The 13,826-nt window shown below is 41.7% G+C and carries 15 protein-coding genes; 11 read left to right on the top strand and 4 right to left on the bottom strand.

Features of this window, described 5'->3' with window-relative positions; translation table 11 throughout:
- Positions 1-31: 31 nt before the first annotated feature.
- The 3 genes from QYC40_RS13825 to QYC40_RS13815 form a co-directional block, all read right to left on the bottom strand.
- The gene (locus tag QYC40_RS13825; protein ID WP_301990714.1) at positions 32-742 is read right to left on the bottom strand and encodes a bifunctional 2-polyprenyl-6-hydroxyphenol methylase/3-demethylubiquinol 3-O-methyltransferase UbiG; all 711 of its coding nucleotides are present in this window, start codon (positions 740-742) and stop codon (positions 32-34) included.
- Positions 735-1,913 (bottom strand): nicotinate phosphoribosyltransferase, encoded by a 1,179-nt coding sequence (gene pncB, locus QYC40_RS13820; RefSeq protein WP_301990713.1) that lies wholly within the window; start codon positions 1,911-1,913, stop codon positions 735-737. The genes QYC40_RS13825 and pncB overlap by 8 nt, the downstream gene beginning before the upstream one ends.
- Positions 1,914-2,124: 211 nt before the next feature.
- Positions 2,125-3,654: a DUF6600 domain-containing protein gene (locus QYC40_RS13815; RefSeq protein WP_301990712.1), complete on the bottom strand. Its 1,530-nt coding sequence runs from the start codon at positions 3,652-3,654 to the stop codon at positions 2,125-2,127.
- A 216-nt stretch (positions 3,655-3,870) separates the two neighbouring features.
- Here QYC40_RS13815 and QYC40_RS13810 point away from each other — a divergent pair, with 216 nt between their 5' ends.
- The 6 genes from QYC40_RS13810 to QYC40_RS13785 all read left to right on the top strand — a co-directional run bounded on the left by QYC40_RS13810 (position 3,871) and on the right by QYC40_RS13785 (position 7,940).
- Complete coding sequence (locus tag QYC40_RS13810) at positions 3,871-4,629, top strand: ABC transporter permease (protein WP_301990711.1); 759 nt, start codon at positions 3,871-3,873, stop codon at positions 4,627-4,629.
- Between the two features lie 6 nt (positions 4,630-4,635).
- Positions 4,636-5,412 (top strand): ABC transporter ATP-binding protein, encoded by a 777-nt coding sequence (locus tag QYC40_RS13805; RefSeq protein WP_301990710.1) that lies wholly within the window; start codon positions 4,636-4,638, stop codon positions 5,410-5,412.
- Positions 5,413-5,420: 8 nt separating this feature from the next.
- The gene (locus QYC40_RS13800) at positions 5,421-6,413 is read left to right on the top strand and encodes an MlaD family protein (RefSeq protein ID WP_301990709.1); all 993 of its coding nucleotides are present in this window, start codon (positions 5,421-5,423) and stop codon (positions 6,411-6,413) included.
- 110 nt (positions 6,414-6,523) lie between these two features.
- Positions 6,524-7,228 (top strand): RluA family pseudouridine synthase, encoded by a 705-nt coding sequence (locus QYC40_RS13795; protein WP_301990708.1) that lies wholly within the window; start codon positions 6,524-6,526, stop codon positions 7,226-7,228.
- 31 nt (positions 7,229-7,259) lie between these two features.
- Complete coding sequence (locus tag QYC40_RS13790; RefSeq protein WP_301990707.1) at positions 7,260-7,544, top strand: hypothetical protein; 285 nt, start codon at positions 7,260-7,262, stop codon at positions 7,542-7,544.
- A complete protein-coding gene (locus QYC40_RS13785; RefSeq protein ID WP_301990706.1) occupies positions 7,545-7,940 on the top strand; it encodes a DUF983 domain-containing protein in 396 nt (131 codons plus the stop codon).
- A 4-nt stretch (positions 7,941-7,944) separates the two neighbouring features.
- Here the strand turns inward: QYC40_RS13785 and QYC40_RS13780 are convergent, their stop codons facing one another.
- Positions 7,945-8,238 (bottom strand): DUF4286 family protein, encoded by a 294-nt coding sequence (locus QYC40_RS13780; RefSeq protein WP_301990705.1) that lies wholly within the window; start codon positions 8,236-8,238, stop codon positions 7,945-7,947.
- A 96-nt stretch (positions 8,239-8,334) separates the two neighbouring features.
- Here QYC40_RS13780 and QYC40_RS13775 point away from each other — a divergent pair, with 96 nt between their 5' ends.
- From QYC40_RS13775 to QYC40_RS13755, 5 genes are all read left to right on the top strand, one after another.
- Positions 8,335-10,218 carry a S9 family peptidase gene (locus tag QYC40_RS13775; protein WP_301990704.1) on the top strand — a complete coding sequence of 628 codons (1,884 nt, stop codon included), beginning with the start codon at positions 8,335-8,337 and terminating at the stop codon, positions 10,216-10,218.
- A gap of 8 nt (positions 10,219-10,226) precedes the next feature.
- Positions 10,227-11,885, top strand: coding sequence for a sensor histidine kinase KdpD (locus QYC40_RS13770; protein ID WP_301990703.1), 1,659 nt, complete (start codon positions 10,227-10,229; stop codon positions 11,883-11,885).
- Positions 11,886-11,901: 16 nt separating this feature from the next.
- A complete protein-coding gene (locus QYC40_RS13765) occupies positions 11,902-12,615 on the top strand; it encodes a response regulator transcription factor (RefSeq protein ID WP_149525133.1) in 714 nt (237 codons plus the stop codon).
- 133 nt (positions 12,616-12,748) lie between these two features.
- Entirely contained in the window at positions 12,749-13,222 is a 474-nt protein-coding gene (gene greA, locus QYC40_RS13760) for a transcription elongation factor GreA (protein ID WP_149525134.1), read from the top strand.
- Between the two features lie 179 nt (positions 13,223-13,401).
- Entirely contained in the window at positions 13,402-13,812 is a 411-nt protein-coding gene (locus tag QYC40_RS13755; protein WP_301990702.1) for an HIT family protein, read from the top strand.
- Positions 13,813-13,826 lie beyond the last annotated feature (14 nt).

Genomic DNA, 13,826 nt, shown 5'->3' with positions numbered 1-13,826 from the left:
TGTAATGGCTTTGATTAAGATGAGACTGGTACTAGCTATCTTTTTTTCTAGGCTCCATCCTTACTAAATACTGATCGTTTTCATCTTCGAATAGGATTTGCACGACCCAGCCTTCCTCATGTGCTATTTTGATCAAGGTTTGCTGATCGATATATAGCCATTTGAAAGGTTCGCCTTTTTGGCCTTTGTATTCGTATTGGAAGCTTATTTCACCGTAATAGTGGTCAGGGCGTTTAATGTGGTATTCCTCGTACAAGTATTCGATGTTGGAGCTATCGAATAGCAACTGCCCGCGATCGGTCATCAGGGTCTTTGCATGCTGTAGCAATGCCTTGAAACCAGCTAAGGTTCCGGCAATACCGATACCGTTCATAAGAAAGAGAAGCGTGTCGTATTGTTCCCCATGAAACTTGAAGAAATCCTCATGTTTTACCTGTTGTACGCCGCGGTTTCTCATAATATTGCAGGCAATCTCAGAGACTTCAAGCGCCGTGACATCGAAATTTTTCTCTTGCAGATATAAGGCGTGCACTCCCGTACCCGCGCCCACATCCAACACCTTGCCGTCGCATAAGGAAAGGGCGATGAACTCCATCTCAGGAAGGTCATCCTCTTCACGATAGAACACTTCCACGGGCATCTCTTCGATATCGCCATAGCTGCTGTGCAGGAGTAGGGGCTCCGCTAATTCGCCCTTTTCTTGAAAATCGTAAAGGGCCTCGCCGTAAACATCTCTATGCATGGTCTGGAATATTTAAAAAGCGTTTCGCCATTTTGATTTCTTCCGGGTCGCCGGTATGTTTTAAGGGCTCATCGGATAGCTTGATTACAGGTGTCCATTCGCCTTCGTCAGGGTAGGCTTCGGTCATTTTCAATACGATATTCATCCGTTTCAAACCAACATCGTTTGTGAAGTCGGTTCCAATACCGAAAGAATGCCCGATCTTTCCATTACAGAAATCCACAATTTTGACGACTTTATCGTAGTCCAGACCGTCGGAAAAGATGATGGTCTTATTTAGCGGGTTGATCCCTTTGCTTTCGTAATGTTTAATGGTTTTCTTCGCGAACTCAATCGGATCTCCACTATCATGACGAACACCGTCAAATAATTTTGTCAATTTCTTGTCGAATTGTTTAAAGAAAGCCTCGGTCGTATAAGTATCCGATAGGGCAATTCCGAGGTCACCGCGATACACATCTGCCCAATGCTCCAATCCCAATAGATTGGCCATTTTATAGCCGTATTTGGCGGCATGGAACATAAACCATTCATGTGCATGGGTGCCGATTGGTTTTGTTTTGTACTTCATCGCGAAATGCACATTGCTGGTTCCGATGAATGTGTTGGAATCATGGGCGCGCAGTGCTTTGATTACCAAGTCGTGCACCGCATAAGAATGTCTTCTTCGGGTTCCAAAGTCGGCTATTGTGATATTTAGCTTATCGTATTTGTCCATTTTGTCGTTAACAATCTGGGCTACCTCCGCGTCAGATACACGTTCTTGTCCGGTTTCTTCGTAATATAATTCACAGATCAGTGACATTACCGGAACTTCCCAAAGAATCGTTCTATACCAATAGCCTTCTATATGTACTTCGAGGTTGCTTCCTTCTTGCGTGATTTTCACTTCTTCAGGATCATACTGATAGCCCTGTAGGAAGTCGAAATAAGTAGGGTCTATATAAGGACAGGTTTTGGCGAAGAATTCTTTCTCTGCTTTGCTTAGTTTTAGCTCAGCCATATGATGGATCGCCACGCGCAGTTTTTCAGCGAAACCTTCCGGGAATTCATGTTTTCCTCTATTGATAAATTGATAGCGCGCTTTAGCTTTCGGGAATAGTTTGACCACGGCATACTGCATGGTAAACTTATAGAAGTCGTTATCTAAGATTGAAGTGAGTCTCGCCATATATCGAATCAATTAGTGCTAAATATCAAGTTAACAAAAAATAAATACAAATGTGCAGGTTTTCTAGCAAACAAAAAACTGTCGGCAGCGATGAAAAACAATTATTAAAATAGGCTTTAACCAAAGGTAAGGGGATAGCGATAGCCGTAAAAATGAAAGAGCCGCCCTTGAGGCAGCTCTTTCTGAAAATTTATTTCAACTAAATAGAATACTAGTTTCTTCCGCGTCCGTTTCCACGTTCTACGCGTGCACTACCGCCGTTTGAGCGGTTTCCCGATTCGCGGCTTACGTTAGACGAGCTACGTTCAACATGAGATGAACGCGATGGTCTTTCCATGCTGCTTCGTTGTGTGTTGCTCGCTTGGAAAACGCGGCTCGGCTGACGCGACTCTTGTTGTTGCATGCGTGGCGCACGTTGTTCACGTTGTTGCGGCGCACGTTGCTCACGCGAGCTAGGCGCTGATTGGCGTGGGCTACGTTCCATGCGTTGTGGAGCTGCTTCGCTTCTAGATGGTCTAGATGAAGCGCCGCGATCCCATGCTGTACGTTCCTGGCTCGAAGAGCGTGGCTGACGAGATTCAGAAGTACCAATCTGACGAGTTGGTCGCTCTCTTTGAATCTGACGGTTGCTTTCTCTGTTCGATCTGTTTTCGTTGCGAATGTTTCCCGCTTCACGATCTGTACGTGTGCTGTTTGGTTGTCTAGTTACGGTAGAACGCTCGTTTCTTCCGTTTGAGTTTCCGATGTGCATTTCACGTTGCCCACGCTCGTTACGTTTGATCGTGTAATCGCTGTTCGAACGATCGTTGCGGTTTACACGGCTTTCATTTGAACGGTTTGTGCGGCTATCGTTGCGATTTTCAATTCGCGAGTTTCTGTTATTATCTACACGCGCATTTCCTCTGTTTTCTACGCGGGAGTTGCCTCTGTTTTCTACGCGGGAGTTGCCTCTGTTTTCTACGCGACCATTTCTGCTGCTGTTGCCACGCTCGCCTCTGATACGCTCCATGTTGTCGCGGTTCGGGCGGAAGATCGATACGTTGCGACGGTCGGCACGGCTTGCGCCTCTGTTGTTGTCGAAACGTACGTTACGTACATCTACGCGGCGACCAGTATTGCGTTCAATATCGCGACGCGATGGTCCACTGTAGTAATGGTGGTTATTGACAATATACGTATTGTTAATAACGGTTGTTCTGTTATAGATATTGCGGTATCTAGAACCATACGACCAGTGTCTGTGCATATAAGGGTCATAGATGCGCGCTGTAGGGATAAATACCCATAAATCTATTGGCAAATTAAACGATACATTCACGCTTATTCCAGGCGCCATTGGTGCCCATCCGTAGTATCCACCACCGGATCTCCAGCTCACCCATCCTGGTCCCCATTCGTATCCCGGAACCCAGCCCCATCCGCGGCGAGAGGAGTGAACCCAACGGCCATAGTGGAAGGGTGCCCAACCCCAATCGTAATTGGAAACCCAAGTGTTTCCATATTCGGTCATTGACCAATACCCGTTGGTTCCGTAGGGTCTGAAGTCTCTTTCGACATCAGGATACCATACATTCCCATATTCTGGGTCATTATCCCAATCACCATAAGGATCCAGCTCATAATAGAAGTCATCAAAGGTGACATCATCGTATCCTTGTGCAGATACTTCGCTGGATTTAAAGACCCCAACGATCATTAAGATCAGGGATGCTAGAAAGCTGTATGTCCTTATGTTTTTCATTTCCTTAATTGTTAAAGTTTACAACCAATTTTAATTCTATGACAGTGGTTTTTTGCAAAAGGTTTAACTATATAATTTTTTTGTAAAACTTTTTGACTTATTGAATTGTTGGAGTTAATATTTAAACTTGCCTTAAGTGTATTCATAAAAGTTTGTACCTTTGGCAGGTTGTTTGCCGTAGGAGAGACGGCTTATCATTTTAACTATACGATTTTAATGGCGAAGAAAATAGAATCTTTACTACTGGAATTTGCAAAGTTGCATCGTTTTCTGATACGTTTTTTTCGCGAGGTAGTAAGTCCACCCTATGAATTCAAAGAGATTGTTAGGCAGTGTTATGAAGTGGGTTGGAAGTCTTTCCCATTAATCAGTTTAACAGGATTTATCGTAGGTTTTGTATTCACGAAACAATCCAGACCCTCTTTGGAAGAATTTGGTGCGGCATCATGGCTTCCTAATTTAATTTCTATCGCTATTGTTCGGGCCTTGGCTCCCTTGGTTACGGCTTTGATTGCTTCCGGAAAGGTTGGTTCGCAGATCGGTGCCGAATTAAGTTCGATGAACGTTACGGAGCAGATTGATGCGATGGAGGTTTCCGGTACCAATCCATTTAAATTTTTGATTAGCACGCGTATTCTTGCAACAACCATCATGATTCCGGTACTGTGTTTTTATGTATCCGGTATTGGTTTAGCTGGGGGCTACCTGAGTATTATATCGAAAGACCAACTCAGCGTATTAAGTTATATAACGCAAGTTTTTGAAGCGATCGCTCCAAAAGACGTTTTTGCAATGGTATTCCGAGCAATTGTCTTTGGATTTACGATTGGCTTCGTGAGTACATACGTAGGTTATTATTCTTCAAAAGGAACAGAGGGAGTAGGAAAGGCCGCCAATAGCGCCGTTGTCGCCTCGATGTTTATTGTCTTTATTGAAGAATTACTGATTGTTCAAATTTTAGCTTTAGTGGGGTAATCAGGTATGGAAGATAAAAAAGTAGCTCAGATTAATTACGATGACGTTGTTATCCACGTCGATGGCGTGAGTAAATCATTTGGTGATTTGCACGTGTTGCGTAATGTGGATTTGCAGCTTTATAATGGTGAAAACCTGGTTGTACTAGGGCGTTCGGGTACTGGTAAATCGGTATTGATCAAGTTGATTTCGGGACTTTTGAAACCAGATTCGGGAAGCATCCACGTGCTTGGCGAAACGGTGAACGAATTGAGCGAAAAAGAACTACGTGCGCTACGCCTGCGCATCGGTTTTTCCTTTCAAAACTCAGCGTTATACGATAGTATGACAGTTCGGGAAAATCTGGAATTTCCTTTGGTTCGCAATAAGCGTAATCTGACAAGAGCAGAGATCAATCGCGAAGTGGAAGACGTGTTGGATGGTGTTGGTTTGCTTACTGCAATTAACCAAATGCCATCGGAGCTTTCTGGTGGTCAGCGTAAGCGTATCGGTATTGCGCGAACATTGATTTTGCGCCCTGATATTATGATGTATGATGAGCCGACTGCAGGTTTGGATCCGATTACCTGTTTAGATATTAACACCTTGATTAATGAGGTGCAGGAACGATATAAAACTTCATCCATTATTATCACGCACGATTTAGCTTGTGCGAAGATGGTGGGCGATCGCATAGCGATGTTATTAGATGGGCGATTTGAGCGCGTAGGTAAATTCAACGAGATATTTGATACAAATGATGAAAGGGTTAAGCCTTTCTATGATTATAATTTTATTGTATAATACAATTTATGGCAACAACAGAAGAGAGAAAACGATCGATTATCGTAGGTTTATTTACCTTGATAGGATTAGTTATTTTGGTGGCTGGTATTTTAGTGTTGGGTACACAACAAAATAAATTTAGCAAGAATCTGGCATTGACAACTTATTTCAAGGATGTGAAGGGCCTAAAGGTTGGTAACAACGTTTGGTTCTCCGGTGTCAAGGTTGGTATCATCAAAGAAATTAAGTTTGAGAGCGTCGAGAATGTGCGAGTTATGATGAGCGTGGAGGAGAAATCTAGCCAATTTATCCGCAAGGACGTTATTGCGACGTTGAGTTCAGACGGTTTGATCGGTAATGCAATCATCAGTTTGGTTGGGGGTAGCGAAAATATTCCTGCCGTACAGGATGGGGATGTGATTAAATCGGGTGTTTCTGGCGGTATGGAAGCGATGCTTTCTACTTTGCAAGTAAATAATGAAAACTTGTTAGAAATTACAAAGAACTTTGCGACCCTATCTCAGCAGATGGTGGAAGGAAAAGGGGCTGTTGGGGCATTAATGACCGATGAAGAAATAGCCAATAACTTGAGAAAGTCTGTTAATTCGCTAAATTCAACGATGAGTACAGCGAATGTTGCTGTCAATAATTTGGTGACATTGACCAATAAATTGAATTCGAATCAGGGTTTAATTCATGATTTATCGACCGATACGCAAGTGTTTGCAAGTTTACGCGAGTCTGCAGCACAGTTGCAGGGCGTAACGCAAACTGCTTCGGCATTAATGGCGAACCTGAACGAGACAACAGCGCGTTTGAACGATAAGAACAATGCTATTGGTGTGCTTACCAATGATGCGGAAGCCGCTAATGAGATTAAGCAGATCTTGAAGAACCTGAACATGGGAACAGAGAAACTTGATCAAAATATGGAAGCTTTACAAAGTAACTTCCTCCTAAGAGGATTCTTCAAGAAGAAAGCAAAAGAAGAAGCTGCACAGGATACGTTAAAAAATTAAGTAAACATGGAGCAGCACGCTGCTCCAATAAAAAAGATTAAAAAGTGGCCATGGGTCGCTTTTTTTATTTAAATACAATAGGTTTGTATTGTAAACCAGAAGGACAAGAAATGGCAAATATTACGGAAACTGATGTTTTATACGAAGACAATCATTATATAGCGATCAATAAGCGTGGCGGCGATATCGTACAGGTCGATACCTCGGGCGATAGGTCGATGGAAGAAATGGTCAAAGACTTTGTTGCCGAGAAGTATCAGAAGCCTAATGGCGCTTTTCTCGGGGTGATCCATCGTTTGGACCGTCCGGTTAGCGGTATGATTTTATTCGCAAAGACTAGTAAGGGATTAGATCGTATGAACCGCTTGTTTCATGATCGTAAGGTAAAAAAGACTTATTTGGCGGTTGTTCGCGAAAAGCCACCGCATATGAAAGGCACATTGAAGAACTGGTTGCTTCGCGATCGGAAGAAAATGATTACTAAGGCTTATGACCGTGAGGTTAAGAACGGAAGTTTTGCCGAGCTTGATTACGAGGTGATCGGTCATTTAGATGGTTTCTACCTGTTAAAAGTAAATCCTCTGACCGGCCGCACACATCAGATTCGTAGTCAGCTGGCCTATATGGGCTGTCCTATAGTCGGAGATAATAAATACGGATATCCACGGGGCAGTTTAAAGCGTACAATTTGTCTACATTCTCGTTCCCTCGCGTTTGAACATCCTATTAAAGAAGAAGCTACGCTGATCAAAGCACCGCTTCCGGTGGATGGGTTTTGGGAGAAATTCAATGTCCTGCTAAACGATAAGGTATAAGATTGTTAGATTAAATCCTTAACTTTGTAGCATGATTCGTAAACATTCCTTTAGATTGTTGTTCGTATTGTTCCTGACGTTTTCTGGCGTCGGTTATAGCACTACGGCTTCAGCTCAATGTGCAATGTGTTCTCTAAACGCAGAGAATAGTACGCAAGACGGCAATACCCAAGGCAAAGGGCTTAATGATGGAATCTTATTCCTTTTAGCGATGCCTTTTCTCATTGCGGCGGGTGTTGGATTGCTATGGTATAAAAAATTCCGCCATACCGGTTCTTCCAATTCTTTTACGGTAGCAAAGGGAGTGGAAGAATAGATGTCTATTTCAAAATTTCAAGCAGTACTTTCATCGAAATGTCCACGTTGTAGAACAGGTAAGATGTTCTCCGGCTCTGCATATGGACTTTCTAGGCAGAAAATGCACGAGCATTGCCCGCACTGTGGATTCAAATTTGAGATAGAGCCGGGTTATTTCTATGCAGCGATGTACGTAAGTTATGCCTTTTCAGTAGGAGAGGTGCTATGCATGGCCTTGGTAACCGCCTTAGCAACAAAGAGCGAATCGCCTTGGACCTATATCATCGTTCTTTTCACGACGATTGTACTTTTTGCGCCCTTTAACTACCGCTATTCCAGATTAGTCCTTTTGCATTATTTATCGCCAAAGGTATCTTTTAACCCAAAATACGCGGGAGTTAAAAATAAGCTCTAAGAACTTACTGCTGTGGGATGTATTGCATCACACTATCGAAAATAAAAGCTTTATCTTGATAGTTGCTTGCGATATGCTCCTGTAGCATTTGAATAAGTCCAGCTTTAAAGTCTTCAATTGCCTGCTCATCCTCCACTACTATCTGTAAACAATAGGTTTGTCCTTCGTGAGGAGAGTAAAGCATTTTTAACAATTTTAATGCTGGATCACCGTTAGTTAATAGTTGTTGTTTTATCCAATCAAGTAAGGACTGATGAACAGAGTCTTCGATAATAATAGAAACATTGTATAAAAACATAATGCTGTAGGGTTGTTTTGCGCTGTAAAAATAAGGTTGCAAAACGTACTTTCCGACATTTTTTTCTAATATTTGATAAAGAGACTGGTTAATTATATGAATTTTAGAATTTTGATTTTTCTTGTGAGTGTTTTGTTGGCTGCAGCATCCTGTAAGTCAAAAAATGAACGCGATGAAATCATACCTGTGGAGGACTTCTTTGTAAAACCCGACAAGAGTAATTTCCGACTGTCGCCCGACGGCAGTAAGATTGCATACTTAGGGGTGCACGATCATTGTAAGAATATTTTTGTTCTTGATTTAATTCAGCCCGATTCTTCCAAACAGCTTACCTATCAGTCCAGCCTTAACGTGCAAGGATTCTTTTGGGCAGATGATGAGCAGATAATTTTTTCGAATACACAATCGATCAGCGATAGCTTGCGTTTGTTTCGTATCAATGTACACACCGAGGAGCGACATCCGTTGGTAGAAACGGATGATGTGAAGCTGCGTTGGATTGGTCCACTGCGAAGCAGCAATGGAAGCTTGGTCGTAGGGATGAACAAGCGTGATTCCTCACTTTTTGATTTGTACCGCGTTCATCTGGATGGTCGCCCTAGCGAGATGATTTATAAAAATCCGGGAAATGTTGTCAATTGGATCGGATCACCGGATGGTGTGGTTCGTCTGGCACTGACTAGTGATAGCGTGCAGGAGTCTATTCTCTATCGAGCGTCGGAGGCAGAGCCATTCCGCGAGGTGATGCGCAATGATTTCGAGACTACATTTATTCCGATGGGCTTTGTGAAGGGTTCGAAGTCGCTGATATACGCGCTATCCAACGACCAGCGAGATAAGATGTCTCTAGTGGAATTTGACGCATCGCAAGGGAAGGAAATACGCAATTTATATGAGGATAAATTAGCCGATTTGAATGTGGAGGGGTATTCGAGTAATCTACAAGAGCTTTTGTATACCAGTTCATTTGTCAATAGAAATAAGAAGTCGATGATCAACCCTTCATTCAAAGAGGCTTATGAGTATTTGAAGTCTCAATTTCCGGAGATGGAGATTGATTTCTTTGATAATGATACTTCTTTGAATGGTTTTATCATAAGAGCCTATAGCGATGTACATCCTGGCGAGCTTTATTATTTCAATAGAAGTAATAAGGAGTTGAAATTGCTTTCGGAGGATAATCCGAAGCTTAAGGATTTGCCGCTCAACGCGATGGAAGAGGTGAGCTACCAGTCTCGGGATAACAAAACCATTCATGCGTACATTACTTATCCAAAATCAGGAAAAAAGAACTGCCCGGTAGTGGTGCTAGTTCATGATGGACCCAATCGCCGCAATGAGTGGGGATTTGATGCTGAGGTTCAGTTTCTGACGAATCGTGGCTACGCAGTGTTCCAAGTAAATTATAGAGGGTCTATTGGTTATGGCAAGGAGTTTTGGGCCGCGGGTTTCAAAGAATGGGGCGGAAAAATACAATCGGATATATCGGATGGTGTTGCCTGGTTGATTCATCAGGGAATAGCCGATAAGGACAGGATCGCGATCATGGGCGCTGGCTTCGGAGGCTACTCCGCATTGTATGCGTCGGTCTTTAATCCAATGTATCGTTGTGCTATTTCATCCTCCGGATATAGTAATTTATTTACTTATTTCAGGGAAATCCCACCGCATTTAAAGCATTATGTGCAACTTTATTATAGAATCATAGGAAATCCGGAGAAGGAATCGGAGTTGTTCCAGGCGATTTCGCCAATCTTCCATGCAGACAAGGTGCGTATTCCGATTTTATATTTCCAGGGAGGGAAAGATAAGTACACATCCGTTACGGATGCGAATCAATTCGTCAGCAAATTGAAAAGCAACCAGGTTCCTGTGCGATACATCTTTAAGAAAGACGAAGGTAAGCGTTTTAGAAACGAAGAAAATGTCGTTGAATACTACCAAGAGATAGAGCGTTTTTTAGCTGAGAATTTGAAATAGCCTTCGGCATGATCAAAAAAACGAGTAGATACCGGAAAAATTTGGGTTTGTTGGTTGCCTTTGTGGCCTTCCTGACCATTCTTTACATCATCGCTGTATTCTTGGCTCGTGTGATGATGTCAAATTACGTCGAATCTGAATTTTATAACCGCAAGGTCGATGTTTTCGATGCAACCCTTAAACCATTCAATAATTTCTTTAACAATAGCATTTCGGAGGTCTCTAACTATCAGGGCTATCTAGATTCTGTACATGCTGTTACCTATGCTGAAAAGATACTTCGAAAAAATCCTTTTGTTGATGAGGTTGTGTTTTACGACGTCCTTTTCACCAATCAGAATAGTGCCGTTAGAGGTGTTCGTTTTCAGAACCTGTTGATTTTCCCGCAGTCGATTTACTCTTTCAAATTGGACGAGGGTCATAAATTGCTTCGGAACCGGATAGATGAAACGGAAAATCGACCGACTTCGGACGATTTTAACAATATGGCTATTAAGATGGTGAACTTTTTGGACGTGTTGGACGACTCGACTTCGCTGACGGAGAATGATATTTATCGTATATTTTATAATACAGTGCCCGGAAAAGTCACTTATTTGAATATCCCTCGTGTGAGTACGTTGCGAGCGTATAAAACGTTGATGGAAGATACCGTGACGAACGATGTTGCCTATGATCAGGATTTGTTCGTTTACAAGATAAACCCCGCAAAGATCAAGATTGAGAACGTTCAGCCACGTTTATATGAGAAAATAAGCGTCTTGGCGATTGCTGATCCTAACCTGACCGAAGAGGAAGGTTTTATCAGTACAGAGATGCCGCTGGCGGGCGCATTATCAGAATATAAGCTACAATTTGATTCATCGGAACAGTTCTTGCGTGGAGAGATTAATAGACAGTTCTTTCCGGTGGTGTTAGGCGTTTCGTTGCTGTATGCGATTTTGCTATTAATTGTTTACTTGATTTATCGAAATATTGCGATCAATAGCAGGTTGTTTCAATTGCAATATGATTTCATCAATAACCTGACCCACGAATTTAAGACGCCTGTTAGCGTGATTAAGATTGCTGGTAACAACATCAAAAGTGCGGATAAGATTTCTGATCAGGAACGACATATGTATGGTAAAATCTTGGATCAGGAAGCGGATAAGTTAAATAATTTGATGAATAAACTACTGTCTTTCACGCAGATAGAAAATAAATCGCTTAAATTTAAGGGAGAATACGTTGATTTGAACAGTTTTTGCGAGGAGATATTTGCAGCGACGAAGATTAAATATCCAGATTTGAATTTAACTTCCAAAATCGACGTGGATAGCAGTATGTATACCGATCCGATTTTGTTAAATTCGGTATTCCAAAACTTGATTGATAATGCCTATAAATATTCCGAAGTTTCAAGAAAATTTATAGATATTAGTGTAGAACAAAATAAGAAGAATTTTGTGATTCAGTTTTCGGATAAAGGAATTGGAATTAATAAAAACGAGCTTAGGAATATATTTAAGAAATTTTATAGAGTTAAGAACCAGTTCAATCAAAGCGGCAGTGTAGGATTAGGACTGGCATTTTGTAAAGAAATTACTGAATTTATGGGCGGAGAGATTAAAGTAAGTAGCATTGAAGGTGAAGGAACCGTATTTACATTGATATTTCCAAGATAAACCCTAGTATTTAACTATGAACAAAGAAATAACTATTGCAGTTGTAGAGGACGACGATAATTTGCGTTTTCTTGTAAGCCATCGACTTCAAACTGAGAACTACAATGTGATCCAATGTAGCGACGGTTTGGAGGCTGAAAAGTTGATCTTAGAATCGTCTCCTGATATTGTATTGCTCGACTGGATGCTCCCTGGCAAAGAAGGGATCGAAGTCTGCGAGGGAATCCGCAAAGCCGGATTTGAAAACATCATTATCATGATGACTGCAAAATCACAGGATATTGATAAGATCGACGCGTATAGCTACGGTGTGACGGATTATATCACCAAACCGTTCAATATGGATGTATTGGTGGCTATGATCGAGAACAAAGTGCGCTTCTTTGTGCCGAAAGTTCAAAACGAAGTGTATTACTTCGGTGATACGGAGCATCATCCTAATGTGCATTCGTTGATCAGAGATGGTAAGAAGATCGAGCTTACGATATTGGAGAACCGTATTTTGCTTCATTTCTTGCAAAATAAAGGGAAAGATATTACTCGTGAAGAGTTGATGGAAGTTGTTTGGGGTTACAGTTCCAATGTGAACACCCGCACCTTGGATATGCACGTGGTTCGCCTACGTAAGAAGATCGAGACGAATCCGGATAAGCCTTATTATCTGCAAACTGTAAGAGGTCTTGGATACCGATTTATCAGTGAAGAGGAGGAAGAAGAAGGCGCTTCGTAAATTTGTTTTATTAGAAAATATTTTTTAACTTCGTAAGAAGTACAAGACCATGTTGTCCCTCTGGATGGTATGGTCTTGTTCTTTTTTTTTGTTTATAAATTAAAATTATAGTAACGCGTAAAAGGTTCATATTATGGCAGAAGTAACTTATTACACTGAAGAAGGATTGACTAAATTAAAAGAAGAGCTTCAATACCTGAAAACAGAAGGACGTGCAAACATAGCAAAGGCTATTGCAGAGGCAAGAGATAAGGGCGATCTATCGGAGAACGCAGAATATGATGCCGCGAAAGAGGCTCAAGGGCTTCACGAGGCAAAAATTGCAAAGTTAGAAGAGGTGTTAGCATCTGCACGAATCATTGATGAGTCTAATCTAGACACATCTAAAGTTCTGGCTTTATCTTTTGTAAAGATCAAGAATAAGAAGACAGGTGCAGTAATGACCTATCAACTAGTTTCTGAGACGGAAGCGGACTTGAAAGCAGGGAAAATCTCTGTGAAGTCGCCGATTGCTCAAGGATTATTAGGCTTACAAGTTGGTGATGTAGCTTCGGTTGCAGTGCCGGCGGGTCAGATGGAATTAGAAGTCCTAGAGATTAGTAGATAAGTGATATTAGGTTATGTGCGGGATGCCATAACCGCACATCCTTACCCTATATAGCCCCAAGAAATTGGGGCTTTTCTTTTGCCTATTCCTCTAAAATATGACCGATAATATACCTTCTTTGGACGTGCATATGTGTAGAATTTTATTATCTTTGTTTCTCACGATTGAACAATTAGTTTATGTCTACAATATTTTCTAAGATAGTTGCTGGAGAGGTGCCAGCCTACAAAGTAGCCGAAAGCAATGATTATTTAGCATTCTTAGATGTAAATCCACTAACTGAAGGTCACGTATTAGTTATCCCGAAAAAGGAGACTGATTATATATTCGACATCGAAGATGACGACTATATGGGTATGTGGGTATTTGCGAAAATCGTAGCACAAGGGATTAAAAAAGCATTTCCATGTAAAAAAGTAGGTGTTGCTGTTGTAGGACTTGAAGTAGCGCATGCACATATTCACTTGATTCCGTTGAATCATGTGCAGGACATGAATTTTGAAAGACCGAAGCTGACATTGGAAAAAGATGTAATGGAGTCTATCGCCGAGAATATCCGCGAGGCCATTTCGTCGATTACCAATCCATAATAATTTGACTTGAA

The sequence above is a fragment of the Sphingobacterium sp. BN32 genome (genome assembly GCF_030503615.1).
Taxonomy (GTDB): Bacteria; Bacteroidota; Bacteroidia; order Sphingobacteriales; family Sphingobacteriaceae; genus Sphingobacterium.
Note: the sequence above shows the minus strand (reverse complement) of the source record. Positions and strands in the feature narration are given on the sequence as shown.